Here is a 24,099-nt window from a genome sequence, read left to right as displayed (position 1 = left end):
TTCAATCAAACATATTAGGGATGTAAACCCGCGTATTGTTACATAAAACCGGTTAGAACTCCGAATTCAACCGTGTTGCAGTGCACGGCCGCCGGCGTCAAACAGCCGGCAGCGCGACGGCGGCAGGTGAACGCGCGTCTGGCTGCCGGCGTGCAGTGGCGCCGCTTCCGCGCCCTGCTTCACCGCGATCATGCCGGGCAGGCCAGCCAGCGTGGTGTACACGATGGATTGGTCGCCCAGGTACTCAACGTGGCCGACCGCCACCTGGATGACATTCTCTTCATGCTGCGGTGCAGCGACGAAAAGATGCTCGGCGCGGATGCCCAGCGTGACCTGGTCGCCGGGCGCCGCCCCGGCCGCATCATCGATGTGCAAGTTGGCGCCATCCGGCAGCCGTACCGTCACGCGCGCGCCGATGGCCGCAACTACCTGGCAGGGGATAAAGTTCATCTTTGGCGTGCCGAGGAAGCCGGCGACGAACAGATTCGCCGGGGCGTTGTAGAGTTCATGCGGCGTGCCCACTTGCTCGATGCGGCCGCCGTTGAACACCACGATGCGCTGGCCCAGCGTCATCGCCTCCACCTGATCGTGCGTCACGTAGATCATGGTGGTTTTCAGTTCGCTGTGGAGACGGCTCAGTTCCACCCGCATCTGCACGCGCAGGCTGGCGTCGAGATTGGACAGCGGCTCGTCGAACAGGAACACTTCCGGCTTGCGCACGATGGCGCGGCCAATGGCCACGCGCTGGCGCTGGCCGCCGGACAGTTCTTTCGGTTTGCGCCTGAGCAGCGGCGCGATTTGCAAAATGGCCGCTGCGCGTTCCACGGCAGCCTGCACCTCGGCCGCCTTGTGGCCGGCCAGCTTGAGCGCAAACGCCATGTTCTCGTACACCGTCATATGCGGGTAGAGCGCATAGGACTGGAACACCATGGCCAGCTTGCGCTGTGCAGGGGCGATGTCGTTGGCCAGGATGCCGCCGATGTGCAGCGTGCCGCCACTGATGGTTTCCAGTCCGGCGATCATACGCAGCAGGGTGGACTTGCCGCAGCCGGAAGGGCCGACAAAGACCATGAATTCACCATCCGCGATATCGAGGTCGATGCCGTGGATGACCGGCGTTTTATCGTAATGCTTGACGATGTTGTGGAGACTGACGCTGGCCATGCGCTTACACCACCTGTTCTGCCAGCGTTGCCTGCTTCCCTTGCTCCGGCTGCGGGCGCGCAGTCATTGGAATCAGCTGCGACAACACCGCCACCGGAATCGCGGAGAGCATCACCCAGATGAAGAAGTGCTGATAGCCCAGTGCGATCTGGATATCGCCGCTGAACAGCTTGAACAGCACAAAGCCCAGTTGCATGATGCCGGTGGCGAAAGCATAGTGCGCGGTCTGGTATTTGCCCGGCGCGACCACCTGCATCATGTACAGGATCAGGCCGACGAAGCCAAAGCCATAGCCGAACATCTCCACGCTCAACGCGGTGGCGATGATCGACAGGTCGGTCGGCTGGAAGTAGGACAGCAGATAGAAGGCGATGTTGGGCAGGTTGACTGCGAGGATCAGCCACAGGATGGCGCGCTTGAGGCTCAGCCACGATGTGAAGTAGCCGCCGGCGATGGAGCCGACCAGGAACGCCACTGTGCCGACGGTGCCATACACCGCACCCACTTCGGCGGTGCTCAGGCCAAGACCACCGAGGTTGCGCGCCTCGCGCAGGAACAGCGGGCCGATCGACTGCACCTGCGCCTCGCCGGCACGGAACAGGATGATGAACACGATCGACACCCAGATGCCGGGCTTCCTGAAGAATTCCACGATCACCTCGCGCAGGGTGCGGGCGATGGCGGCGGCGTTGGTGTCGGCGCTCACGGTGTTTTTCGCCAGCGGCAGCGACCAGCCGTTGTACAGCCCCAGCGCGACCATCATGGCGCCGAGGATGCAGAAGCAGATGGTCCATGCCGGCACCACGCCCAGCGTCTTCTCGAAGTGGCCGGCCAGCAGCAGCAGGGCGCCGGTGGTGAAGAACTTGGCGGCGTTGAAGAAAGTGCCGGTCCAGCCGGCATACCTGGCCTGTTCTTTTTCATCGAGGCTGGTGATGTACAAGCCGTCGCACGCAATGTCGTGCGTGGCCGAGGCGATGCCGACCAGCGCAAGCATCACCATGCAGGCCGCGAACCAGAACGGCGCCTGCAGCGCCAGCGCCACGCCGCCCAGGCATAAGCCGCCGAACACCTGGAAGAAGGTGACTACCAGTTTTTTGCTGCTGACCAGTTCCAGGAAGGGACTCCACAATGGCTTGAACACCCAGGCAAAGCCGATCAAGCCGGTCCAGTGATTCAGCTCGTCGTTGGGCACGCCCATGCTCTTCAACATCTGGTTGGCGACGATGGCCACCGCGAAGAAGGGCAGGCCTTGCGCGAGGTACAGGCTGGGCACCCAGAGTTTGGGATTGAGGCTGTTGTCTTTCATGTGGAGTCTCCCGTGTTCTCTTTATTTGAAGCCAGGTACCGGTGCGTTGCCGGTGGCTTGCAGTTGGCCGGACAGCCAGCCGTTGATGGCGTCCAGCGCCGGCTGGGCGAAGCCGTAGGTCATCAGCGCCGGCGCGTTGATATCCAGCGCCTGATACGGATTCCACAGCGCCAGATGCAGGTCCGGACGCCACGTGTCGCGCGCGTGCAGGCCGTAGCGCAGGCGCGAGGTGGACGCCAGCATGGTGAAGCGGCCGTCCTGCGGCAATGCGCTCCAGTCGAAAGTATCGGCGTCGGCAAAAGTGACCAGTTCTACGTCGTACAGCTTGCGCAGCGAGTCGGCCACCACGGCGGCCGGCACGCCGGCTTCGGAGACGCCGTCGCTGACTACGTCGGCACGCGCCACCAGGCGCACCTTGGCACCGGCGGCCGGGCGCTGCGGCTGTTTCGGCGCGCCGCTTGCGGCGGCGGGGCTGTAGGCGGTCAGGCTGCGGCGCCAGCCTTCGGCCATGATTTCGCGGTCGGCCGCGTCTTCCTTGTAAGAGCGGGATTTGCATGGATAGGCTTTAGCCAGCGAGGACAAACGCGCCAGGCGCGTGTCGATGGCCGCCTGCGACAGCTCGCCCGAGGCGATGGCGGCTGCGATGGCGTCCAGCGTTTCGTTTTGCGTTTCGGTGGTGCCCAGCGCCATCACCATGTCGGCGCCGGCGGTCAGCGCGCGCACGGCGGCGTTGCCGACGCCGTAGCGGCCGGCGATGGCGTGCATGTCCATGCCGTCGGTGATGATGATGCCTTTGTACTGCCACTCTTCGCGCAGCAGGTCGTTCAGAATGCGGCGCGACATGGTGGCCGGGTTCTCAGGATCCAGCGTCGGATAGACGATGTGCGCGGTCATCATGGCGGGCGCTGCGCCGGAGGCGATGCGGAACGGCGCCAGTTCCAGGCGGTCCAGTTCCTCCACTGGTTTGTTTACGGTCGGCAGGTCCCGGTGCGAATCGACATTGGTGTCGCCGTGGCCGGGGAAGTGCTTGACGCAGCAGGCCACGCCTTCCGCGTGGCTGCCGGCCATCCACGACATCGCCAGTTCAGCGGCGCGCTTCGGCTCTGCGCCGAAGGAGCGTTCGGCGATCACTGGATTGTGGGGGTTGTTGTTCAGGTCCAGCACCGGCGCGAAGTTCCAGTTGAAACCCAGTGCCTTTACCGCGCGCGCCACGGCGGCGCCGGTGCGATAGGCCAGGTCGGTGTCGTCGGCCGCGCCCAGGCCCATGGCGGCCGGCGGCGCCGGCACCCAGGTCGAGCGCACCACGGCGCCGCCTTCCTGGTCGATGGCGATCAGCGATTCAGGACCCATGACGGCGCGCAGGTCGGCGGTCAGCCTGGCCAGTTGTTCAGAGTCGGTCATGTTCCCGCGGAACAGGCAGACGGCGCGAATGCTGTTCGCTTTCAGGAAGTCGGCGGTGACCGCGTCCAGCACGGTGCCGGGGAAGCGGATCATAATCAGTTGGCCGGCGATTTTGCGTAGTTCGTTTTGAGTTGTCATTTCACTGCTCCGTCCATGCCGCGCATGAAGAATCGTTGAGTAAATAAGAAGGCTGCCAGCGTTGGCAGAATGGTCAGCACTGTCCCAGCGGCGATCACGCGCGTGCTGCTGCCGAAGGTGCCGCGCAAATACAGCACGCCCACCGACAGCGGGAATTCGTCCGGCTTGCTCATCACGATCGAGGGCCAGATGTATTCGTTCCATGCTTCCACCGCCGTCAGAATGCCCACCGTGGCCAGCCACGGGGCGATCAGCGGCAGCATGATGCGGCTGAAGATGATCCATTCGGAAGCGCCGTCCACGCGGGCGGCGTCGATCAGGTCTTGCGGGATTTCCTCGAACGCCTGTTTCAGCAGCAGGATGGCGACCGCGTTGACCACGTTGGGCAGGATCACGCCGGCGTAGGTGTCGACCAGACTGAGTTTGGTGACGGTGATGAAGTTGACCAGGAAGTTCACTTCTGACGGCAGCACCAGCGTGGCCAGGATCAAGCCGAATACCAGCTTGCGGCCCTTGAACTGCATGCGTGCCAGCGGATACGCGGCTGCGGAGCACAGCAGCAGTTTCCAGAATACGGTGCAGGCGGCGATGAACACCGAGTTGAGGAAGAAGCGCCACATCGGCAGAGTGTTGAATACTTCGATGAAGTTGCTTAGCGACGGTGCCTTCGGCCAGAAGGTTGGCGGGTAGGCGAAAATATTCCCTTCGGTGGACAGCGCGGTCACCAGCGTCCACCAGAACGGGAACACGCACACCACGGCGATGGCGCACAGAAGCAGGTAGTGGGTGAACGTCTTCATCGGTGTTTGGGCTTGATCCAGCGCAGGCAAAGCAGGGCGATGCCGATGCAGAGCAGGGAGACGATGAAGCTGGCGGCCAGCGCGCGCGGCAGCTTGAGGTGCTTGAGGCCCTGGTCGTAGGCGTAATACAGGCCGGTGAAGGTGGAGTTCATCGGGCCGCCTTGCGTGAGGACGTCGACCTCCTGGTATGCTTTCAGCGCGGCCAGCACGGACAGGATGGAGCAGACCATGATGGTGGGGCGCAGCATCGGCACGGTGATTTTCCAGAACCGCTGCCAGCGGTTGGCGCCGTCGAGGATGGCGGCTTCCTGCATGTCGGCGGGGACGGCCTGCAGGGCGGCCAGGTACATCACCATGTACCAGCCCAGGCCGCGCCACAGCGTAACGAACATGATCGCGAACAGGGCGATGGTGTCGTTGGACAGCCAGCCTACCGGCGCGTTAATCAGCTGAAGGGTTTGCAGCACATAGTTCAATGTGCCGTGTTCATGGAACATGAAGCCCCACATGATGCCGACTACGGAGACGGTGGTCACCACCGGCACGTAGAAGGCCGCGCGGAAGTAGCGGATGCCGGGCAGTTTGTTGTTGACCAGGACCGCCAGCCCCAGCGCGCCGATTTGCACGAAGGGCACCATCAGCAGGAACAGCAGGGAGTTTTTCAGGCCGGTGACGAACATCTCGTTGTCGAAGATGTAGCGGAAGTTGTCCAGCCCGACCCAATGCGTTTCGCGTATCAGGCTGTAGTCCGTGAAGGCCAGCAGCGAGCCGAAGGCCACCGGCCAGAAGGAGAACACGGCCAGCAGCACCAGTGCCGGCGCCAGGAACAGCCACGCGACGCCGTCATTCCGGCGTGCGCCGGAATCCATAGAACGCTGGCCTGCCAGCTCAGCATGGGCTCCGGCGTCCGCCGGAGCGACGGGTTGGTCGGCGTCGCGCATCAGTGGCTCCTCTGCGCGAGTTTCTTGTTCCAGATCGCGACCGCCTGGTCCAGCGCCTGCTGGATGTCCTGCTTGCCGGTGACGCCGGCTTCGACCGCCTTCACCAGATAGCGGCGCAATTCGTCGTAGTCGGTGATGCCGGCCACGTACAGCGTGTGCGAATGCGGCATCGACACCGCGCCCGCCGCCACGGCCTTTTCCGCGGCACCGGCTTTCGGCGGCACGGTGGTGAAGAAGGGATCATTGGCCGCCTGCGCCATCGCCGGATAGACGCTGGCCTGCTTTGCAAAGACCAACTGATTGGCGTCATTGGTGAGGTAGCGCGCAAACTTGCCGATGGCCGGCAGCAGTCTGGCGTCCACATTTTTGGGCACGCCGAAATGAATCAGCCAGCCGCCGTCGGCAATGCCGGTTGGGCCAAGCGGCGCCGGTGCGACATCGGTGATGGCGTAGATATCTTTGGCATCGCTTTCGATGCGCTTGACCGCCGTCGGCGGCGCCAGCAGCATACCGAGGCGGCCGCCCTTGTAGGCGTCGATCGCGGCGGGGAAGTTATCTTCCGCGAACAGCGCGTCTTTCAGCAGGCCGCCGGCCTTGTAGGTCTCGGCCAGCTTGCGGATCAACGCCACGTGGCCGGGTGAATTGAAAACGGCTTTGCCGTTATGGATCACGGCCAGGCCTTGCTGCATCATCAGGCCGTCGATCTTGGACAGGGCAGGGCACAGACCCGCCTTGCCGGTGCGCGCGGCGATCTGGCGCGCGAACAGCAGTTGTTCATCGAGATCGCGCGGCGCGTGCGGAATGGCGGCAGCCTTGAAAATCTGCGTGTTGTAGGCGATGACCGCGACATTGCTGTACATCGGGAAGCCGTAGACCTTGCCGTTGAAGGTGAGGTCTTCCAGCGTGCTGGCGAGGTAGCGCGGGCGAGCGTCGGCCAGCAGTGCGTCGACCGGCATCAGCAGGCCATCGCGGGCGAATTCATCGGCCCAGGGGACGTTGAGGTTGACCAGCGCCGGCGGCTTGCCGGCGACGATGCGCGTCACCAGTTTGGTTTGCAGAATGTCCCAGGGGAAGTCCACCCACTCGACCTTCACGCCGGGATTCGCTGCTTCGTAGTTTTTCACCAGCGTCTCGTAGTAGGGCGTGAACTTGGGCTTCATGCTGAAGGTCCAGAACTCGATGTGGTCGGCGGCGCAGGCGTTGGCCGCCAGCAGTAGCGCCGTCGCCGCCGTCATCCCGGCGAAAGCCGGGATCCATGCTGAGCGTGCAGGCACGCGTTCTATGGGTCCCGGCGTGCGCCGGGACGACGGCGGGCGGCGGAACATTTTAGTTGGTCTTGGTGACTTTGCTCAGGTGGCGTGGCTGGTCCGGGTCCAGGCCGCGCGCGGCCGAGAGTTCGGCTGCCATCTTGTAAAAGGTCTGAATCGCCACGATCGGATCCAGATCCGGCGTGGCCGCCACCGGCAAGGTCAGGTCGCGGTCCGCCACGTCGGCTGGCGCTGCCAGCAGCACGCGCGCGCCACGGCCGCGCATCTCGGACGCCAGTGCCAGCAGGCTTGCTTGCGTCGGGCCGCGGGTGGCGAAGATCACCAGCGGATAGCCTTCCTCGATCAGCGCCATCGGACCATGCTTGATCTCCGCGCCGCTGAACGCCTCCGCCTGCAGCGCCGACGTCTCCTTGAACTTCAGCGAAGCTTCCAGCGCCACCGGGAAGCTGATGCCGCGGCCCACCACCATGATGTTACGCGCCGGCGTCAGCACTTCAATCGCCTTCGACCAGTCTTCAGTGGTCGCTGCGCGCAGCGATTCCGGCAGCGCTTCCAGGCCGGCCAGCAGCTCAGGATCGTTCTGCCATGCCGCCACCAGGCGCGCACCGGCCACCAGGCTGGTGATGAAGCTCTTAGTGGCTGCCACGCTTTGCTCTTTGCCAGCGCGCAGCGGCATGGCGAATTCCGCCGCCTGCGCCAGCGGCGAATCGATATCGTTGACCAGCGCGATGGTAGTGGCGCCGCCGTCGCGGAAGTATTTGATCGGCTCCACCACGTCCGGGCTCTGGCCCGATTGCGAGATCGAGATGGCCAGCGTGTCGCGCGTGATCAGCGGCGATTTGTTCAGCGTCACCAGCGACATCGGCAACGAGGCCACCACCCGGCCCAGGCGCGCCATGATCAGGTACGCCACATAGGCGCACGCATGGTCCGAGCTGCCGCGCGCGATGGTCAGGGCGGTCGAGAAGGAAGTGCTCCTCAATTTGCGGCCCAGTTCCGCGTAGCGCTCGCCGTCGTTGGCCAGTTGCAGGGCGACGCAGTCGGCGGCGGACAGGGCTTCTTTCAACATCATTGAGGTCACAACAATTCTCCTTCGATATAGACGGCTTTGAGGTTCAGGTCACGGTCGAGCACCACGAAGTCGGCAAACGCGCCGGGAGCCAGGCGGCCCCGCTCTGAGAGGCCGAGGTAATCGGCCGCATACGTTGAGACCCGTGCCGAGGCGTCCGCCAGATCGAGGCCGAGTCCGACCAGGTTGCGCAATGCCTGGTCCATGGTGAGGGTGCTGCCGGCCAGCGTGCCATCAGGCAGGCGCACGCCGCCCAAGCACTTCATGACTTTGTGGCGGCCCAGCATATATTCGCCGTCCGGCATGCCGGTGGCGGAAGTCGAATCGGTAACGCAGTAGATATTCGGAATGCAGCGCAGCGCGGTGCGGATCGCGCCCGGATGCACGTGCAGCAGGTCGGGAATCAGTTCTGCGTAAGTGCCGTGTGCCAGCGCCGCGCCCACCATGCCGGGCTCGCGGTGATGCAGGCCGGGCATGGCGTTGAACAGGTGCGTGAAGCTGCGCGCGCCTTGCGCCAGCGCGGCCACGCCATCTTCGTAAGTGCCCAGTGTGTGGCCGATCTGCACGCGCATGCCGGCGTCGGACAGCTCCTTCACCAGCTCTTGATGGCCGGCGATTTCCGGCGCCACGGTGATCACGCGCAGCGGCGCCAGTTCTTCCAGCTTCTGCACGTCGGCCAGCTTGGCCGAACGGGCGTAAGGCGGCTGCGCGCCAAGCTTGCCGGAGTTGATGAACGGACCCTCCAGGTGCGCGCCCAGCACGCGCGCTTCGCCTTTGCGGCGCTCGGCCGCCGCCGCGCCGATGCCTTTCAGCGCGATGTCGATATCTTCCGGCGGCGCAGTCATGGTAGTGGCCAGCATGCTGGTGGTGCCGTGTTTCGCGTGGACCGCGGCGATGGTGCGGACGGCGTCGCCGCCTTCCATCACATCCCTGCCGCCGCCGCCGTGCACGTGCAAATCGATAAACCCAGGCAGGATATAGACGTCTTCGTTGAGCGCGGGATCGGCCGTGCCGCCCATGACGGCTGCAATGCGTTCGTTGAAAGTGAGTTCACCGTGGACCCAGCCCGCCGGTGTCAGGATATTGCCTTTGATTGCATCGCTCATCTGCGCGACTCCGCTACGAATTCATAATAATCACTACGGCAGAACGAGTGGGTGAGTTCCACCGCTGCGCCGTTGTCGAGATAACTGACGCGGGTGATGTGCAGCATCGCAGCACCCGCGGGAATATTGGCCAGGCGCGCCTGCTCTTCGCTGGCGTTGACGGCGCGGATATGCTGCAGCGCGCGCATCGGGATGGTGCCGTTGGCTTCCAGATAGCCGTACAGCGACTCGCTGACGCTGTTTGGATTCGGCATGTACTGTGCCGGGATGGTGCTGGTTTCAATCGCCATCACCACATCGTCGGCGGTGCGCAGCCGTTTCAGGCGCGCCACCGGCATGTTCGGCGAGAGGCCCAGCGACAGCAGCTCCACCGGCGATGCGATGCCGATGTCGCGCTGCAGCCAGCGCGAGCCCGCCGTGAAGCCGCGCTCGCGCAGCTCTTCGGAAAAGCTGGTCAGGCGCGACAAGGGCTGCTCCAGCTTCGGCGTGATGTAGGTGCCGGAACCACGCTTGCGGGTCAGCATGCCGCGCTCGCACAGCAGGTCAATGGCTTTGCGCGCCGTCACGCGCGAGATGTCGAGCATGTCCGACAGCACGCGCTCCGATGGCAGGGCCTCGTTGGCGCGCCAGTCGCCGCCGGCGATGCCGTCGGACAGCCGGTTCGCCAGCTGCATGTACAGCGGGGTATCGCTATCAGGGTCCGGCGTGAAGTCGCTCAACTGGGCCAGCACGGCTTACTCCTTGAAACGCGACTGGATCAGGCGCAGCGCGCCAGCCGCCGAATCGCCGTGCGGCTGCACCAGGCGCGGCAGCAGCGCGGCCGGCAGGTAAGGGCGCAGCGGCGCGGCCAGGCCGCCGCACAGGGCGATCGGCAAGGTGCCGCTGGGGTCCAGCGCATTGGCCATCAGTTCCACTTCGTCGCCGGCGGCCAGCAGGATGTTGCGCGCGGTGTCGTTGCTGTCGCCGTGCTGCAGGACGATGCGCGCCAGTTGCGCGTATCTGGTTTGCGTGGCTTGCGCCAGCCAGTTCTGGATTTCGGTGCGCTGGCCGCCGCAGGCCTGGGCCACGTCGGTGGCAAAAGCGTTGGCCGGCATGCGGCCGTCCAGCACCTGCTGCACATGGTTGATGGCGCGCAGGCCCATCCAGGCGCCGCTGGCTTCGTCGCCGGCCGGGAAGCCCCAGCCGCCGACTTCCACATGACGGCCGTCGGCCAGCTTGATTTCACCCACGCTGCCGGTGCCCAGCGCAATGATGGCGCCCGGCCGGCCCTGGTGGGCGCCGAGCACAGTGGTATGGCCGTCGCTTTCCAGCGCGACCTGGGCGTAACCGGGATTGGCGGCGACGAATTCCGCCGCCCATTGTTTGTTGTGCACGCCCGCCAGGCCAAGGCCGATGGCGATGCGGGATGGGTTGGGGACGCCGAGACCGGCGGCGCGGAAGGCTTGCGCGGCGGCCTCTTCAACGGCTGCCCAGGCCTGGGCGATGCCGTGCATCAGCCCGGATGGACCGCTGGCGCCTTCAGCGATTTCTGCGCCATCGGCGCGCGCCAGGCGCACCCGTGTGCCGCTGCCGCCGCCATCAACGCCGATGAAAAATTCGATCATGTTTACCTGAGTAAGCCGTGGCCGGGATGGCCCGCGATGAAGGGCACTATAGGGTTGGCAAACCAGCTTGTCAACAGGTATTTAACTGGTATTAAAAAATATTGAAGTGGACTGGCGTTGTCTCCTTGGAATCGTTTTTTAAGTCATTGTTTTGCAAGAAAAAATAGGATTTTTCCCAGCGTGTGGCCAATGTGGCATTTGCATGCCACTTTTGGCGGAGCTAGCGGTGGTAGGTGACCAGATGAGTACGATTGGTATCGATTTTGTCGGCCACCGCGACCACCGCGTTACCGGGGCCGTGGACGGTGACATCGGTCTGGCGCGTGCACAGCTGGCGCGCGTCCAGTTCCCCCGAGCCGCTGACCTGGGCGCTGAGCACGGTGGCATTGCCGGACAGGATCATGTTGCCCGGTCCGCTCAGGCGGGCGCGCACGTTTTGCGCCTCCAGTCCGCGCACGGTCAGGTCGCCGGAGCCATGCACTTCGGCATCCAGCTTCTTGATGTGGCCGGCAATGCAGGCTTCGCCGGGACCGTGCAGCGAGGCGCTGGCGGCGTCGGCGCTCAAGGTGCAGGCGTCCAGGTCGCCCGAGCCGTGCAGCTCGGCGCGGATTTCGCGCGCCGTGCCGCGCAGCATCACCGAGCCAGGGCCGTGCAGGGCGGCGTTGACGCGGTTGGCGTGGATGTCGCCAATGTCGAGGTCGCCCGAGCCGCTGACCACCAGGTTCAGGTCCTGCGTCACGCCGCTGGCGTTGACGTCGCCCGGACCGCTCATCTGCAGATTCAGGTTGCCGGCCGACAGGGCGCGCAGGTCGAGGTCGCCGCTGCCGTTGGCGGTCACGCTGAGATCGCCCACCTTGCCGCTGGCCTGGATATCGCCGGGGCCGTCGGACACCAGCGTCAATTGCTTGCCGTTGAATTGCTGCAGTTCGACGTCGCCGCTGCCGGCATTGCGCAGGCTCTTCAGGCCGGCGGCGCTGACGCGGATGGTCATGGGCCTGGCCTCGCGGCCCCAGTTGAAGTTGATGGTCCAGCCGGCGTTTTGCTTGCGCGGCTGGCGCAGGGTCAGGGTGTCGCCGCTGACCGAGGTTTCAATTTCGGCAAACTGGCGGCGCAGGCCGGACAGTTCCACCGTATTGCCCGGCTGCGCAGTGACGATCACGCGGAACGGGCCAATGATGTTGAGGTTGCTGAACGGGGCGACGCTGCGCGTTTCGCTGCCGTAGGTATTGTCGGCCTTGTCAGCGGCGCCGGCCAGGCTGGCGGCCAGCAGCAGGGTGGATGCCAGCGCCGCGTGTTTGATCGTCTGCTTCATGTTGGTCTCGGTATAGGAAGTGGCGAGAACTGGACGATATGACAAAACCCGGCCGCCGTCGCGCGCCATGGGATGGACGCGCATAAGTGGGGGATCAACTGCAAAAAACCGGGGCTGAGCCGCAGTTCAACTTTGGCGCCCGGCGGCCGTTACTGTTTGTGTGGCCGCACTGCTGCCGTGATGTCATAATGGGTGCAGTCGGAAAGGAGCGCACATGATCAAATACATGGGAACCAAAAGTACCAGCGATGGTGGTGTGCTGTATGTCTTTTTGATTAACGGACTGCAAAAAGAGATCCGGGAGCATGCGCTGAAACAGTATCCCGGCTGCTACGAAGCACTGCCACCGACGGCCAAGGCGCGCATCAGCGCCAACCGCGCGTGGTTGTCTAAAACGTAATGCGGGCGCGCTTTGCTTTTGCCGGCGCGCTGCTGGCGGGTGTTTGCTGCGCGGTGTCGGCGCAGTCGGTGCCGACCACGTTTGGCACCATCATCGGCAACGGCCTGCTGTGCCGCGATCATACCGACAATATTTACTACTACAACTATCTGGTCAGGCATTTCGGCAACTGGTACAAGCACGAGGGCGGCGCCTACTGGTTTCGCACGGCTGGCGCCTCGCTGTGGGGCACCGAGGTGTCCGAGGTGATGGTCAGCGACGATACCAGCACTTTTATCTTTGTCGGCGCGGTGGCCGAGGCCACGCCGGAGAATCTGGAGAAGGCCATCATCCAGCAGGTCGGCACGCATTACACCGTGATCGATACCTCCGCCTATCCGGTGCGCGAGGCCAAGCCGGCCAGCCGCATTGTGTATTTCGATACCAAGTCCAAGATTTACTGCGCCAAGTACAAGCCGCTGCCGCCGGTGCCGCCGCCGCCGGTCCGACAGCGGCTAAAATAAGCGACCGCGCATTCATTGGGCTTTCATGTACACGCAATTTTTCAACCTCAAGCAATCGCCGTTTTCCATAGCGCCTGATCCGCGCTACCTGTTCATGAGCGAACGCCATCGCGAGGCGCTGGCGCATCTGTTGTATGGCATAGGTTCGGGCGGCGGCTTTGTGCTGCTGACCGGCGAGATCGGCGCCGGCAAGACCACCGTGTGCCGCTGCTTCATGGAGCAGATTCCGGAGAACTGCAAGCTGGGCTATATCTTCAATCCCAAGCTGTCGGTGGAGGAGCTGCTGCTGTCGATTTGCGATGAGTTCGGAATTGCCTTGCCGCCGCAGGGCGCGGTCAGCGTGAAGGGCTATGTGGACGCGATCAATGCCTACTTGCTGGCCAGCCATGCGCAGGCGCGCAACAATGTGCTGATCATCGATGAGGCGCAGAATCTGTCAGCCGAGGTGCTGGAGCAGTTGCGCTTGCTGACCAACCTGGAGACCAGCGAGCGCAAGCTGCTGCAGATTATCCTGATCGGCCAGCCGGAGTTGCGCGAGATGCTGGCGCGGCCGGAGCTGGAGCAGCTGGCGCAGCGGGTGATTGCGCGTTATCACCTTGGGTCCTTGTCGGAGGCGGAGACGGGGACGTACATCGAACATCGTCTGGCAGTGGCGGGCGCGACGGCGATCGCGCCGTTCCCGCGTGCCATGATGGGGCTGGTGCATAAGCTGACCAAGGGCGTGCCGCGGCGGATCAATCTGCTGTGCGACCGCGCGCTGCTGGGGGCGTATGTGGAGAATCAGCCGCAGGTGTCGCGCACGATTTTGCAGCGCGCGGCGGCGGAGGTGTTTGCCGGGCAGAATGCGGCCGGGCCCGGCGCTGGCGCTGGCGCTGGCAGTGGCGCGGCAGCGCGCTGGCCGCTGGTGGCGGCGGGTGTGCTGGGCGGCGTGGTGATCAGCGCGCTGACGTGGCAACTGGTGTCGCGTGAGGCCAGGCCGGTCGTCGCGCCAGCGCAGGCGGCCGAAGCCAGCCATGCACAGCGCGGCGTGCCAGGCGCGTCGCCGGCAGCAGTGCCTGGCGGAGCAGCCGGAACAGCCGGAACAGCGGGGCCGGCCGGTGCATCTGTAGCGGCAGGTACGACCGGTGCGGCCGGTGCAGCCGTAGCGGCAGGTTCGGTGGCGCCGGCCGGGGGCGCAGCGGCCGCGCTGTCGGCACCGCGCCCCGGCACCGACAGCGCGGCGGCGTTGCGCCAGTTGGCCGGCCTGTGGGGTTTGACGCTGGTGGACGGCGATCCATGCCCGACCGCCGCGCGCGCTAATCTGCGCTGCCTTCCGGTCAAGGGCACGCTGGAGGAACTGCGCCTGCTGGACCGTCCCGCGATGCTCAAGCTGCACGACGATCCCGCAGCACCCAACTACGTGCTGCTGACCGCGCTCGACGAGCACACGGCCACCATCACCACCGCTGGCGGCAAGCCGCAGACCCTCCCGCTGGACGCCTTGAACGCCCGCTACGACGGCGAATTCACCACCTACTGGCGCGCCCCGCGCAACTGGCGAGACGAGGTGCGCGGCGGCGATCAGGGGCCGGACGTGGACTGGCTGGCCAAGCGCCTGTCGCAGATCTACGATTTGAAAAAGCCGCAGGAAAACCAGCCGCTGGACGCGCCGCTGCGCAAACGCCTGATCGAGTTCCAGACCGCGCAGCAGCTCAAGGCCGACGGCGTGGCCGGGCCCAAGACCTTCATCCGCCTGTACCAGCTGGGCGGTGTGCAGGAACCGCGCCTGCGCTGATCAGACCGAGCGGCCGTCGTAGTGATGCACCGGGATGGCTTCCAGGTCGATGCCTTCGATGCAACGCAGGTTGATGGCGGCGGTCGCTTCGCCGGTGGGCGAGGTGCCCTCGCCAAACGGATGGATGCCGCAGGTGGCGCAGAAATGGTGCTTGATCACGTGCTTGTTGAACAGGTAGGTGCTGAGCTTGTCCTCGGGCGTCAACAGACGCAGGTTCTGGCGTGGCACGAACCACAGCAAGGAACCCTTGCGTTGGCACATCGAGCAATTGCAGGACAAGGCGGTGCCGATGTCGCCTTCCGCTTCAAATTTGATCTGGCCGCAATGGCAGCTGCCGGTGTATTTCATGAGTTGTCTCCGTCGTGTTGGTGTGACGTGTAAGATAGCGCGAACTGTGATTCATTAAAAGCTATGTCCTATATCTTGGAAGCCTTGAAAAAGGCGCAGGCAGAACGTCAACTGGGCAGCTCGCCCACCATCCACGCGCCAACGCTGCAGGCGGCCGACACTGCGTCGGCATCGGCGCGCTTCAGCAAGCCGCTGGTGCTGGCCGTGCTGGCGATGGCGGCCGTGATCGTCGTGCTGCTGGTGATGGTGCTGAAGCCGGCCGCACAGCAGCCGCAGCTGGCCGCCTTGCCTGCCGCTGCCGCTCCTGCCGTCACGCCGCCGGCCGCAGTCCAGGCAGCGCCGGCGCCAACTGCGCCAACGCCGCTGCCAGCGCCGGTGGCTGATCTGCCGCCATCAGTCGCCAATCTGGCGCGCGCTTCTGTGCCGGAAGCGCAGCCGCAGCCCCAGCCGACCGCAGCCGCCCCGGCGGCGGCGGCTTCAGCGCCAATCAAGCTGGTCGCCGTGCCGGAAGAGCCGGTAGTCAACCTGCGCGACCTGCCGGAGCCGATCCAGCGCGCCATTCCGCCGGTCACCGTGGGCGGCTATATCTATTCCCGCAATCCCGCCGACCGGGTGTTGCTGGTCGACAAGGTACTGCGCCACGAGGGCGAAGAGGTCGCGCCCGGCCTGCTGCTGGAAAAGCTGCAGCAGAAAGAAGCCGTATTCAACTTCCGGGGCTACCGCTACCGTGTTCCCTATTGACTTGTAATCTTCGTGTAATGAAAACATGATATTTTTCTATCATTGTGAACTCTGCAAGGGAAATATCATGAAACAGTTGAAGTTCCTGCCATTTCTGATCGCCGCCGCCTTCTACGGTCAGCGCGCGCACGCCGCCGACAGCCTGCCGGCCGCCGAGCCGAGCAGCTTGGGCATCGCCGCGATCTGCCTCGGTCTCGTCGTCCTGTCTGCCATTGGACAGGGACGCAGCACTGTCATCAAGCCAGAACATTAAGCCGTCTGCTGCGCCGGCAAATGTTGCTGCGTATAATGCGTGGCATCAATAAAGGGCGTAGAAAGGCCGGCAATGCAACAAGTCAGTCCCGCGAATGCGCGCAAAGTCCTGGGGGTGATCGGGACCTCCGGCAGTGGCAAGACCACGCTGCTGGAATACCTGCTGGCGCAGCTGGCCGCGCAGGGCTTGAAGGTCAATGTCATCAAGCACAGCCATCACGATTTGCAGTTTGAACCGCAGCACAAGGACAGCGCACGCCTGCGCATGGCCGGCGCGGCCGAGGTGATGGTCGGCTCGCCGTACCGTTACGCCATCATCCACGAACTGCGCGGCGCGCCCGAGCCGACGCTGGATGAGCAACTGGCGCGCATGTCGCCGGCCGAGCTGACCTTGCTGGAAGGCTTTAAATCTTACGCCATCGACAAGCTGGAGGTGTACCGGGTGGAAGCCGGCCGCGCACCGCTGTACCCGCACGACGAGCGCGTGCTGGCGGTGGCGGCCGACCATCCGCGTCCCGAAGGTCTGCGCGACAGCGTCACCTGGCTCGATTTGAATCAGCCGCAGCAGGTGCTTGCCTGGCTGCTCACGCATCTGAAAAAAAATTCAGCGGCGGCCTAAAGTTTGCGCCGTAATGTCCGTAAACAGGGTGATAGCCCTAATTGGAGGACCACATGGACGTTACCGGTATTGCTCAGACCGCAACCACGATTGCCGACACCGGCACCAAACAAGCCGTGGGTATTGCTGTGCTGAAAAAAGCTCAGGACATCCAGGCTTCCAGCGCCTCCGCCTTGATCGAGGCGATTCCGCCGGTGCCGAATCTGCCGCCTCACCTCGGCAACAACATCAACACCAAGGCCTGAGCCGCATCTGCGGCGCCGTCCTGGCGCCGCCATTTCTTCTGCGCAGCCGCCGCTGCGCGGCGCGTCCGCGCTTATCCAACTTTCCCACGTAGAGACAGGTGCATATCAGCGGCATTGCTGGTACGCTGCGGGTGCTGTTAACTTTTTCCACAGGAGACTCCTTATGAATAAACGTCAAGCCCTGATCGCTGCCGCCCTGGCCACCGTATGCGCCGCGCAGGTCGGCACGGCCGCCGCCGCTGAAGAGAAAGAAAAATGCTACGGCGTCGCCAAGGCTGGCCAGAACGATTGCGGCACCGCCAAGCACTCGTGCTCGGGTCAGGCCAAGGCCGACAATGAGCCGGATGAGTGGAAATTCGTCCCGAAGGGCACCTGCGAGAAAGCCGGCGGCAAGACCACGCCGCCAGCCAAGTAATCACGCGCGGGCGGAGCGGCGGGGATGTCAGGTCTGGGCGTCGGTGTTGGCCTGCGGGCTCCGCATTACGGACAATTTCTGGCACAACGGCCACGCGCGGCGTGGCTGGAAGTGCATAGCGAGAATTATCTCGACCGGGCCGGCTGGGACTGGCATGTGCTGCAGCAATTGCGGCGCGACTACCCGGTCAGCCTGCATGGCGTCGGGCTGGGACTCGGCTCGGCGCGCGGCTTTTCCGAAGCGCATTTGCTGCGCGTGCGCGAGCTGGTGCGGGAAGTGCAGCCGGTGCTGGTCTCCGAGCATTTGTGCTGGGGCGCGGTGGCGGATCGCCAGTTGAACGACCTGTTGCCGCTGACGCTGGACCGCGCCGTGCTCGACCTGATGAGCGCCCGCGTCGGCCGGGTGCAGGATGTGCTCGGGCGCCAGCTGCTGGTGGAGAATGTCTCGACCTACGTCCGCTTTCGTGACGACGCCATGAGCGAGGCCGAATTCCTGGCCGCGCTGGCGGCGCGCACCGGCTGCGGGCTGCTGCTGGATATTAATAATCTGTTCGTCAATCAATGCAATCACGGCGAGGATGCGCTGGCCGCCTTGGCCGCGATCGATCCCGGCATGGTGGGCGAGATGCATCTGGCTGGCCACCTGGTCACGCCACAAGCGGTGATCGACCACCACGGCGACCGCGTGGCCGAACCGGTGTGGCGCTTGTACGAGGCGGCGCTGGCACGCTTCGGCGCGGTGCCGACCCTGATCGAGTGGGATACCGATATTCCAGCGCTGGAGGTGCTGCTGGCCGAAGCCGGCCGCGCCGCCGCAATGTACGCGCGCGCCGCGCCGCTCACGGCCCGCAGCGCCGGCTGGCCGCAGACGCTGGGCCTGGCGAGCGGTGCTGCTGTCGCGCCAGGCGAGGGCAGCGCGGAGCAGCAGCAACTGTTTGCCGGCGCGCTGTTCGATGCGCAACTGGCGCCGCAGGTACAAGCTTTGTGCAACGCCGAACATGCCGCACACCGGCTGGCCCTGTATCGCGGCAACCTGAGCGAGACCTGGCGCAAGACGCTGTCCGCAGCCTATCCGGTGGTGCTGGCGCTGGTGGGCGAAGAATTCTTCGGCGGGCTGGCGCGCGCCTATGGCCGCGCCCATCCGTCCGACAATCCCGACCTGAACCGCTTCGGCGCCCACTTCAGCACCTTCCTGCGCGGCTTCCCGCATGTGGCCGATTATCCATACCTGCCGCACATGGCCGCGCTGGAATGGCTGCTGCACCGCGCCCATTACGCACCCGCCGCAGACGCCTTGAGCGCCCGGCAACTGGCCGCAATCGCGCCCGGGCAGATCGAAGCGGCCCGCTTCCGCCTGCATCCGGCCGCGCAATTGTTCAGCTCGGAGTGGGCGATCGTGCCGCTGTGGCAGGCGCACCAGCCGGGCAGCGGCATGGCTTTCCCGGAGGAGATGGCGGCACCTTGCCACGCCGTGGTGGCGCGGCCAGCGTGGCGAGCCGGCGTGCAGCCGCTGAGCGCGGCCAGCCACGCCGCGCTGCTGCTGTTATCGCAAGGGGAAACTTTCGGCGCCGCGCTGGACGCGGCCTTTGAAAAGGATGACAACTTCGACGTGGCCGCCAGCCTGCAACACTGGCTGGCGCACGGATTGCTGGTGGAATCAGTGCTCGCGCCGGAAGGCGCGTAACAGCTTGGCCTCGCCGGTGAGGTCGCGGTGCAGGCGGTTGGCGACGGCGGTCAGTTCAATCATGCGGTCGATCTGCACATCCTCGAAGCGCGCCAGCTCCTCGGTGGCGGTGGCCAGCGCTTCAGCCAGCTTGTTGCGGGCCGCTTCATACAAGGCGCCATGATACTGGTCCGTATTCTTGAGCAACTCCTCGGCGTTTTCGATTACCTGGCGCAAATCGTCCAGCAATCGTTCCTGGGTAGGGCTGCTTGGTTCAGGACCGTCCATGACGTCCCCCTGTGAAAACTGTTGAAAAAGCCGGGCGGCAAACTAAGCCAATATAACCGTGCCCGCGCACATCGGCTTGCGCGCGCTCAAACGCACTGCAAGGCCACACTTGCAGCTTAGGGCATTATTTCTCAAAAGCAAGAAAAATTACGCGCCAACCACGCTGATTCTAACGTCGCCCACGCTCACCTGCTGGCCGGCGCGGATTTTCGCGGTCTTGCGCAGCTCTTGCTTGCCGTCGACTTTGACATCGCCACTGGCGACGATCTGCTTGCCGGCGCCGCCGCTGTCGCACAGCCCCACCAGCTTAAGAAGTTGATTTAACTCAACAAATTCGCCATTTAATTCGAAACTTACTTTCTGCATTTTATCCTCTGCTGCCATGATGTGAAATCGGTTTGTCTAGTGTAGCGGCATTCCGACAGGCCCGCAGTTTACCTTATCCCCGCACGGTAATTTGGATTGCTAGGCAGCAAAGAAAGGAATATGCTGAACTCAACTGCTGAAAGTTTGAGCAGGGCGCAAAGACCGCAGCGAGTTGCATCATGAACAAGCTTCCCCTGGCATTGGCGACACTGGCCCTGAGCGGGACCAACGCCGTCGCATCCGATCCGTTTGCACCGTTGCAAACCCCTCCCTGGTTTGAAAAACGCGCCAGCGCGGCCCTGTTGTTTGAGGCTGCCGACCGTCAGGGCGCGCTGGCCGACGCGTTCTCGCACGACCAGCGCCATGCGGTGTTTTCCGGCGCGCCGCGCCTGCACTTTGGCGCCTTGCCGGACAATCTGGCGCTGCTGGACCCGCTCGGCCCGCTGCTGAACGAACACAGCAAGCGCTTCCTCAGCAGTGCGGAATTCGAAAAGAAAATGGGGCGCGGCACCGGGATACTGACCTTTGGCCTGCTGCGCGAATCGGGCGGCGCGCCGGGCTCGCAGCACAGCATGTCGATGATCCTGAACACGCGGCCGACCACGCGTTTCACGTCGCTGTCGCTGGGGTATGCGTTGTCGCCCAGCAGCTCATTGATGGCGATGGCCTCGTATGGCAAAACCGATGGCATCGGCACGCCGGACAGCCTGCTGTCGCAGGTGTCGTCGGTGCGCACGGTGGCGTACAGCGTCGGTTACGTGAAGCGGCAGCTGTTTGCCAATAATGACCGGATGGCGTTCACCCTGTCGATTCCGGCCAAGGTGCGCACCGGTTCGCTGGATTACAGCGGCGCGCTGTCGCAGTCGGTCGATCCCGGCGTGGCTGCGCTGGGCCCGCCGCGCCTGAACCTGCGGCCGACCGCCACCGAGCGCGACCTGGAATTCAGCTATACCCGTTTCCTCGGGCGCGACGGCAGCAAGGGGCGGGTGACCGGGGCGGTGATGTACCGCGTCAATCCCGGCCACGATGCCTACGCCAAGCCCGATCTGCTGATGGGTGTGCGCTATTCCTACGGCTTTTGATCAGCCTTTGGCACCCGGCCTGGTCATGTCCAGCGGCACGATCCACTGCTCGAACTGCTCGGCGCTGACGTAGCCCAGCGCCAGCGCGGCTTCTTTCAAGGTGGTGCCTTCGTGCTGGGCTTTCTTGGCGATGGAGGCCGCCTTGTCGTAGCCGATGTGCGGCGCCAGCGCGGTGACCAGCATCAGCGAGCGCTCCATCAATTCCTCGATACGGCCGCGATTCGGTTCGATGCCGTGCACGCAATGTTCCTCGAAGCTGCGCATGCCGTCGGCCAGCAGGCGTGCGCTTTGCAGGAAGTTGTGGGCGATCATCGGCTTGTAGACGTTGAGCTCGAAGTTGCCGGAAGCGCCGCCCATGGTGATGGCGACGTCGTTGCCGAACACCTGGCAGGACAGCATGGTCAGCGCCTCGCACTGGGTCGGGTTGACCTTGCCCGGCATGATGGAGCTGCCCGGCTCGTTTTCAGGAATGGTGATTTCGCCCAGGCCGGAGCGCGGGCCGGATGCCATCCAGCGCACGTCGTTGGCGATTTTCATCAGCGCGGCAGCCAGGGTTTTCAGCGCGCCGTGGGCGGACAGCAGGGCGTCATGGCCGGCCAGGGCGGCGAATTTGTTGTCGGCGGTCTTGAACGGCAAGTGCAGCGCGTGCTCCAGCTCGGCGGCGATGCGGGTGGCGTATTGCGGATGGGCGTTGAGGCCGGTGCCGACCGCGGTGCCGCCGGCCGCCAGTTGCAGCACGCCCGGCAGGGCGGCGTTGATGGCGTGTTCGGCAAAATCCAGATGGGCGACGTAGCCGGAGAATTCCTGGCCCAGCGTCAGCGGCGTGGCGTCCTGCAGGTGGGTGCGGCCGATCTTGACGATGTCGGCAAAGGCTACGGCCTTGGCGTGCAGGCTGGCGCGCAGCTGCTTGAGCGCCGGCAGCACGTTGTTGGCCAGCGCCTGGGCGGCCGCCACGTGGATGGCGGTGGGGAAGATGTCATTCGAGGACTGGCCTTTGTTGACGTCGTCATTCGGGTGCAGCAGGCGCTGCTCGCCGCGCACGCCGCCCATCAGCTCGGAGCCGCGGTTGGCCAGCACTTCGTTCATGTTCATGTTGGACTGGGTGCCCGAGCCGGTTTGCCACACGGCCAGCGGGAATTCGCCGGGATGCTGGTTGGCCAGCACTTCGTCGGCGGCCTGGGTGATGGCGATGGCTTTCGCGCCGTCCAGCAGGCCGAGGTCGAGGTTGACGCGGGCGGCGGCGCGCTTGACGCTGGCCAGCGCGTGGATCAGTTCGAGCGGCATTTTCTCGGTGGAGATGCGGAAATGTTCGAGGGAGCGCTGGGTTTGCGCGCCCCACAGCTGGGCGTCGGGGACGTCGATCGGGCCAAAACTGTCGCGTTCGCTACGGGTGCTCATGGATTGTCCTTGGTGGGAAATGAGGTGAATGAGTGTAGCGCAGATTGGAAAAATTAACCGGGGGCTACAAATCCGGAAAAATCGGCCGTTATAGCTGTTACACTTTAGAACTCCTTGCTTCCAAAACACGATGCAGTACAAGCATTTCACTACTTCGATAGTCGCCCTGGTCTTGGCTGGCGCTGTGCAGGCGGCCGAGCTGGGCGATATTGTGCCGCGCTCGTATATCGGCCAGCCGCTGGCGGTGGATATCGATCTGGTGTCGCTGACGCCGGAGGAGGTGAATGGCTTGCAGGTGCGTCTGGCGGCGCAGGATGTGTATCGCGGCGCCAATGTGAGCATGAATCCGGCGCTGGCGTCGGTCCGCATGCAGGTGGAGCGGCGCGGCGGCAAGCCGGTGTTGCATGTGGCCACCACGCGGCCGGTGGAGGCGGATTATCTGCATTTGTATGTGGAGCTGGGCGTGCCCGGCAAGCAGGAGGTGCGTCTGGCGACGGTGTGGCTGCAGCGCGATCCGAATCCGCCGCCACCGGTGGCGGTTGCGCCAGCGGCACCGGCGGTGCCGCTGGCCAGCGCGATGACGCCGGCGCAGGCGGAGCAGATTGCTGCGCAGGCGCGGGCGGCCCGGGCGGCGGCCAGCCAGGCGGCCGGCAAACCGGCTGCGGTTGCGGCCGGGGCAGCCGCTGGGGCAGTTGCGGCAGACGCGTCAGGCGCAACTGCGGCCCGGACTGGCGCAGGCACGGCTGGGGCGGCGCCGGCGAGTGCGCCGGCTGCCGGCACGGGCGGTGCTGGTGGTGTGGCCGGGGCGGCTGCGCCGGCGCGCGACCGCAGCAAGCCGGCGCCGTTGCCGTCTGTGCACGAGGCCGAAACTGGCGTGCCGGGCGAGGTGAAGGCTGCCGCGCAGGCGCGGCGGATTGCTGGCGTGCTGGTGTCGCCGGATGGCAAGCCGATCAAACCATCTGCCAGGGAAGAATCGGCCGAGGTGCCGGTGGGCGTGTCGCAGGCTTTGTTGCCGCTGGCGCCGCTGCCGCTGCCGAAGGGCGTCAAGCGGCCAGCGTCGGCCTCCTGCCCGGCGGGCGGCATCACTGCCAAGGAGTGCGTAGCGCTCGATAATCACAATACCGAGATTTCCTCCAAGTTGACCGAGCTGGAAGGCAAGCTGAAGGCGCTGCAGGGCGCGCTCGGCGGCGCTGCACCAGCGGCCAAAGGCGCGGCGCCTGCGGCGGGGCACGGCGAAGGCCCGGCCAGTGCGGCCACCGCGAAGGCGGCACCCGGCGCGATGCTTGCCGCCGCCGCGGCCAGGCCGGGGGCGGCCAGTGCGACGTCTGATGGGGCCAAGCCTGCGGCATCTGCCGCTGCGCCTGCCGCAGCCGAAAAGCAGGCGGCCTCGGGCACTGGTCAAGGCAAGGCATCGGCCGACAGCGCCGCTGGCGCGGCCGGCGGCGGGAAGGGCGCGGCCGCAGGGCAGTTGTCGGCCAGCATGGCAGCGCAGGGCGAGACCGAGATGCACGCGGCGAAGGTGGCGGCCAGTGAAACAGCGGCCAGCGCGGCGGCATCCGCGGCATCGGCATCCGTGCCGACCAAGCAGGTGCGCGTGCTGCCCAAGCTGAAGTACAAGAAGGAAAAGGACAAGCCCGCCGAGCAAACCAGCAGCAGCTTGCCGCTGATCGCCGGCGGCGCCGGCCTGCTGGCGCTGCTGGGCGGCGGCTTCGTTCTGTGGCGTAAGAAAAAAGCCGGCAAAGGGCCGCTGAAGATCTGGCAAGGCTTCCGCAAGAAGAAGGTCGAGGAGCCGGAAGAGGAATTCAAGCCGGTGCCGGAACCGGCGTCGTCAGCCTCGTAATGCGGTGAGCGCATAAGCATATAGCTGCAAGCTCTAAATTGGTGCAGGCGATCTGGG

The 24,099-nt window shown here is 64.8% G+C and carries 26 protein-coding genes; 11 read left to right on the top strand and 15 right to left on the bottom strand.

The window, feature by feature from the left end:
* Positions 1-66 precede the first annotated feature (66 nt).
* The 11 genes from ugpC to ABDW57_RS21065 all read right to left on the bottom strand — a co-directional run bounded on the left by ugpC (position 67) and on the right by ABDW57_RS21065 (position 12,109).
* Entirely contained in the window at positions 67-1,164 is a 1,098-nt protein-coding gene (gene ugpC, locus ABDW57_RS21115) for a sn-glycerol-3-phosphate ABC transporter ATP-binding protein UgpC (protein WP_343732127.1), read from the bottom strand.
* A 4-nt stretch (positions 1,165-1,168) separates the two neighbouring features.
* Entirely contained in the window at positions 1,169-2,470 is a 1,302-nt protein-coding gene (locus ABDW57_RS21110; RefSeq protein WP_343732126.1) for an MFS transporter, read from the bottom strand.
* Between the two features lie 21 nt (positions 2,471-2,491).
* On the bottom strand, positions 2,492-4,009 hold the full coding sequence (nagZ, locus tag ABDW57_RS21105; protein ID WP_343732125.1) for a beta-N-acetylhexosaminidase: 1,518 nt from the start codon (positions 4,007-4,009) through the stop codon (positions 2,492-2,494).
* Positions 4,006-4,809, bottom strand: coding sequence for a carbohydrate ABC transporter permease (locus tag ABDW57_RS21100; RefSeq protein ID WP_343732124.1), 804 nt, complete (start codon positions 4,807-4,809; stop codon positions 4,006-4,008). The genes nagZ and ABDW57_RS21100 overlap by 4 nt, the downstream gene beginning before the upstream one ends.
* A complete protein-coding gene (locus ABDW57_RS21095; RefSeq protein ID WP_343732123.1) occupies positions 4,806-5,750 on the bottom strand; it encodes a sugar ABC transporter permease in 945 nt (314 codons plus the stop codon). The genes ABDW57_RS21100 and ABDW57_RS21095 overlap by 4 nt, the downstream gene beginning before the upstream one ends.
* The gene (locus ABDW57_RS21090) at positions 5,750-6,985 is read right to left on the bottom strand and encodes an extracellular solute-binding protein (RefSeq protein ID WP_343732122.1); all 1,236 of its coding nucleotides are present in this window, start codon (positions 6,983-6,985) and stop codon (positions 5,750-5,752) included. Before ABDW57_RS21090 ends, ABDW57_RS21095 begins: the two co-directional genes overlap by 1 nt.
* 91 nt (positions 6,986-7,076) lie before the next feature.
* Positions 7,077-8,090, bottom strand: a complete 1,014-nt coding sequence (locus ABDW57_RS21085; protein WP_343732219.1) for an SIS domain-containing protein — start codon at positions 8,088-8,090, stop codon at positions 7,077-7,079.
* 5 nt (positions 8,091-8,095) lie between these two features.
* Positions 8,096-9,193 (bottom strand): N-acetylglucosamine-6-phosphate deacetylase, encoded by a 1,098-nt coding sequence (gene nagA, locus ABDW57_RS21080; protein ID WP_343732121.1) that lies wholly within the window; start codon positions 9,191-9,193, stop codon positions 8,096-8,098.
* Entirely contained in the window at positions 9,190-9,924 is a 735-nt protein-coding gene (locus ABDW57_RS21075) for a GntR family transcriptional regulator (protein ID WP_343732120.1), read from the bottom strand. Before ABDW57_RS21075 ends, nagA begins: the two co-directional genes overlap by 4 nt.
* Positions 9,925-9,927: 3 nt before the next feature.
* Positions 9,928-10,797, bottom strand: a complete 870-nt coding sequence (locus ABDW57_RS21070) for a BadF/BadG/BcrA/BcrD ATPase family protein (protein ID WP_343732119.1) — start codon at positions 10,795-10,797, stop codon at positions 9,928-9,930.
* A gap of 220 nt (positions 10,798-11,017) precedes the next feature.
* Complete coding sequence (locus ABDW57_RS21065; RefSeq protein WP_343732118.1) at positions 11,018-12,109, bottom strand: DUF2807 domain-containing protein; 1,092 nt, start codon at positions 12,107-12,109, stop codon at positions 11,018-11,020.
* A gap of 214 nt (positions 12,110-12,323) precedes the next feature.
* Here ABDW57_RS21065 and ABDW57_RS21060 point away from each other — a divergent pair, with 214 nt between their 5' ends.
* From ABDW57_RS21060 to ABDW57_RS21050, 3 genes are read left to right on the top strand one after another with little or no spacing between them, the layout of a single operon-like run.
* Positions 12,324-12,509, top strand: a complete 186-nt coding sequence (locus ABDW57_RS21060) for a hypothetical protein (RefSeq protein ID WP_092278329.1) — start codon at positions 12,324-12,326, stop codon at positions 12,507-12,509.
* Positions 12,509-13,012 (top strand): hypothetical protein, encoded by a 504-nt coding sequence (locus tag ABDW57_RS21055; protein WP_343732117.1) that lies wholly within the window; start codon positions 12,509-12,511, stop codon positions 13,010-13,012. The genes ABDW57_RS21060 and ABDW57_RS21055 overlap by 1 nt, the downstream gene beginning before the upstream one ends.
* Positions 13,013-13,037: 25 nt before the next feature.
* Positions 13,038-14,786 carry an AAA family ATPase gene (locus tag ABDW57_RS21050; protein ID WP_343732116.1) on the top strand — a complete coding sequence of 583 codons (1,749 nt, stop codon included), beginning with the start codon at positions 13,038-13,040 and terminating at the stop codon, positions 14,784-14,786.
* On the opposite strand, the gene ABDW57_RS21045 is transcribed toward ABDW57_RS21050, so the two are convergent.
* Complete coding sequence (locus ABDW57_RS21045) at positions 14,787-15,134, bottom strand: GFA family protein (protein ID WP_343732115.1); 348 nt, start codon at positions 15,132-15,134, stop codon at positions 14,787-14,789. It lies immediately after the preceding gene.
* Between the two features lie 63 nt (positions 15,135-15,197).
* Between ABDW57_RS21045 and ABDW57_RS21040 the strand changes: the two genes are divergently transcribed.
* The 6 genes from ABDW57_RS21040 (at position 15,198) to ABDW57_RS21015 (ending at position 19,089) form a co-directional block, all read left to right on the top strand.
* Positions 15,198-15,875: a general secretion pathway protein GspB gene (locus ABDW57_RS21040; protein WP_343732114.1), complete on the top strand. Its 678-nt coding sequence runs from the start codon at positions 15,198-15,200 to the stop codon at positions 15,873-15,875.
* Between the two features lie 67 nt (positions 15,876-15,942).
* A complete protein-coding gene (locus ABDW57_RS21035; RefSeq protein ID WP_343732113.1) occupies positions 15,943-16,128 on the top strand; it encodes a hypothetical protein in 186 nt (61 codons plus the stop codon).
* Between the two features lie 72 nt (positions 16,129-16,200).
* Entirely contained in the window at positions 16,201-16,746 is a 546-nt protein-coding gene (mobB, locus tag ABDW57_RS21030) for a molybdopterin-guanine dinucleotide biosynthesis protein B (protein WP_343732112.1), read from the top strand.
* A gap of 53 nt (positions 16,747-16,799) precedes the next feature.
* Positions 16,800-16,991, top strand: coding sequence for a YjfB family protein (locus tag ABDW57_RS21025; RefSeq protein WP_161012103.1), 192 nt, complete (start codon positions 16,800-16,802; stop codon positions 16,989-16,991).
* Positions 16,992-17,154: 163 nt separating this feature from the next.
* Positions 17,155-17,406, top strand: a complete 252-nt coding sequence (locus tag ABDW57_RS21020) for a DUF2282 domain-containing protein (protein WP_343732111.1) — start codon at positions 17,155-17,157, stop codon at positions 17,404-17,406.
* A 24-nt stretch (positions 17,407-17,430) separates the two neighbouring features.
* A complete protein-coding gene (locus ABDW57_RS21015) occupies positions 17,431-19,089 on the top strand; it encodes a DUF692 family multinuclear iron-containing protein (protein ID WP_343732110.1) in 1,659 nt (552 codons plus the stop codon).
* On the opposite strand, the gene ABDW57_RS21010 is transcribed toward ABDW57_RS21015, so the two are convergent.
* Both ABDW57_RS21010 and ABDW57_RS21005 read right to left on the bottom strand, forming a co-directional pair.
* Positions 19,063-19,356 (bottom strand): DUF883 domain-containing protein, encoded by a 294-nt coding sequence (locus ABDW57_RS21010; RefSeq protein WP_343732109.1) that lies wholly within the window; start codon positions 19,354-19,356, stop codon positions 19,063-19,065. The two genes, ABDW57_RS21015 and ABDW57_RS21010, sit on opposite strands and share 27 nt — an antisense overlap.
* Positions 19,357-19,503: 147 nt before the next feature.
* Positions 19,504-19,722: an RNA-binding S4 domain-containing protein gene (locus tag ABDW57_RS21005; protein ID WP_343732218.1), complete on the bottom strand. Its 219-nt coding sequence runs from the start codon at positions 19,720-19,722 to the stop codon at positions 19,504-19,506.
* Between the two features lie 179 nt (positions 19,723-19,901).
* On the opposite strand from ABDW57_RS21005, the gene ABDW57_RS21000 reads away from it, so the two are divergent.
* Positions 19,902-20,804 carry a hypothetical protein gene (locus tag ABDW57_RS21000; protein WP_343732108.1) on the top strand — a complete coding sequence of 301 codons (903 nt, stop codon included), beginning with the start codon at positions 19,902-19,904 and terminating at the stop codon, positions 20,802-20,804.
* Here the strand turns inward: ABDW57_RS21000 and fumC are convergent, their stop codons facing one another.
* Complete coding sequence (gene fumC, locus ABDW57_RS20995) at positions 20,805-22,202, bottom strand: class II fumarate hydratase (protein ID WP_343732107.1); 1,398 nt, start codon at positions 22,200-22,202, stop codon at positions 20,805-20,807.
* Positions 22,203-22,332: 130 nt separating this feature from the next.
* Here fumC and ABDW57_RS20990 point away from each other — a divergent pair, with 130 nt between their 5' ends.
* Entirely contained in the window at positions 22,333-24,042 is a 1,710-nt protein-coding gene (locus tag ABDW57_RS20990) for an LPXTG cell wall anchor domain-containing protein (protein ID WP_343732106.1), read from the top strand.
* Positions 24,043-24,099: the final 57 nt, after the last annotated feature.

The sequence above is a fragment of the Duganella sp. genome (assembly GCF_039595735.1).
GTDB lineage: Bacteria > Pseudomonadota > Gammaproteobacteria > Burkholderiales > Burkholderiaceae_D > Rugamonas.
The sequence above is the reverse complement of the archived record's forward strand: the minus strand, read 5'-3'. Positions and strand labels throughout refer to the sequence as shown.

Excerpts from the sequence above, each read along its gene's own strand:
- ugpC (WP_343732127.1), bottom strand. The coding sequence starts at position 1,164 with ATGGCCAGCGTCAGTCTCCACAACATCGTCAAGCATTACGATAAAACG.
- ABDW57_RS21110 (WP_343732126.1), bottom strand. The coding sequence starts at position 2,470 with ATGAAAGACAACAGCCTCAATCCCAAACTCTGGGTGCCCAGCCTGTAC.
- nagZ (WP_343732125.1), bottom strand. The coding sequence starts at position 4,009 with ATGACAACTCAAAACGAACTACGCAAAATCGCCGGCCAACTGATTATG.
- ABDW57_RS21100 (WP_343732124.1), bottom strand. The coding sequence starts at position 4,809 with ATGAAGACGTTCACCCACTACCTGCTTCTGTGCGCCATCGCCGTGGTG.
- ABDW57_RS21095 (WP_343732123.1), bottom strand. The coding sequence starts at position 5,750 with ATGCGCGACGCCGACCAACCCGTCGCTCCGGCGGACGCCGGAGCCCAT.
- ABDW57_RS21090 (WP_343732122.1), bottom strand. The coding sequence starts at position 6,985 with ATGACGGCGGCGACGGCGCTACTGCTGGCGGCCAACGCCTGCGCCGCC.
- ABDW57_RS21085 (WP_343732219.1), bottom strand. The coding sequence starts at position 8,090 with ATGATGTTGAAAGAAGCCCTGTCCGCCGCCGACTGCGTCGCCCTGCAA.
- nagA (WP_343732121.1), bottom strand. The coding sequence starts at position 9,193 with ATGAGCGATGCAATCAAAGGCAATATCCTGACACCGGCGGGCTGGGTC.
- ABDW57_RS21070 (WP_343732119.1), bottom strand. The coding sequence starts at position 10,797 with ATGATCGAATTTTTCATCGGCGTTGATGGCGGCGGCAGCGGCACACGG.
- ABDW57_RS21065 (WP_343732118.1), bottom strand. The coding sequence starts at position 12,109 with ATGAAGCAGACGATCAAACACGCGGCGCTGGCATCCACCCTGCTGCTG.
- ABDW57_RS21060 (WP_092278329.1), top strand. The coding sequence starts at position 12,324 with ATGATCAAATACATGGGAACCAAAAGTACCAGCGATGGTGGTGTGCTG.
- ABDW57_RS21055 (WP_343732117.1), top strand. The coding sequence starts at position 12,509 with ATGCGGGCGCGCTTTGCTTTTGCCGGCGCGCTGCTGGCGGGTGTTTGC.
- ABDW57_RS21050 (WP_343732116.1), top strand. The coding sequence starts at position 13,038 with ATGTACACGCAATTTTTCAACCTCAAGCAATCGCCGTTTTCCATAGCG.
- ABDW57_RS21045 (WP_343732115.1), bottom strand. The coding sequence starts at position 15,134 with ATGAAATACACCGGCAGCTGCCATTGCGGCCAGATCAAATTTGAAGCG.
- ABDW57_RS21040 (WP_343732114.1), top strand. The coding sequence starts at position 15,198 with ATGTCCTATATCTTGGAAGCCTTGAAAAAGGCGCAGGCAGAACGTCAA.
- ABDW57_RS21035 (WP_343732113.1), top strand. The coding sequence starts at position 15,943 with ATGAAACAGTTGAAGTTCCTGCCATTTCTGATCGCCGCCGCCTTCTAC.
- mobB (WP_343732112.1), top strand. The coding sequence starts at position 16,201 with ATGCAACAAGTCAGTCCCGCGAATGCGCGCAAAGTCCTGGGGGTGATC.
- ABDW57_RS21025 (WP_161012103.1), top strand. The coding sequence starts at position 16,800 with ATGGACGTTACCGGTATTGCTCAGACCGCAACCACGATTGCCGACACC.
- ABDW57_RS21020 (WP_343732111.1), top strand. The coding sequence starts at position 17,155 with ATGAATAAACGTCAAGCCCTGATCGCTGCCGCCCTGGCCACCGTATGC.
- ABDW57_RS21015 (WP_343732110.1), top strand. The coding sequence starts at position 17,431 with ATGTCAGGTCTGGGCGTCGGTGTTGGCCTGCGGGCTCCGCATTACGGA.
- ABDW57_RS21010 (WP_343732109.1), bottom strand. The coding sequence starts at position 19,356 with ATGGACGGTCCTGAACCAAGCAGCCCTACCCAGGAACGATTGCTGGAC.
- ABDW57_RS21005 (WP_343732218.1), bottom strand. The coding sequence starts at position 19,722 with ATGCAGAAAGTAAGTTTCGAATTAAATGGCGAATTTGTTGAGTTAAAT.
- ABDW57_RS21000 (WP_343732108.1), top strand. The coding sequence starts at position 19,902 with ATGAACAAGCTTCCCCTGGCATTGGCGACACTGGCCCTGAGCGGGACC.
- fumC (WP_343732107.1), bottom strand. The coding sequence starts at position 22,202 with ATGAGCACCCGTAGCGAACGCGACAGTTTTGGCCCGATCGACGTCCCC.
- ABDW57_RS20990 (WP_343732106.1), top strand. The coding sequence starts at position 22,333 with ATGCAGTACAAGCATTTCACTACTTCGATAGTCGCCCTGGTCTTGGCT.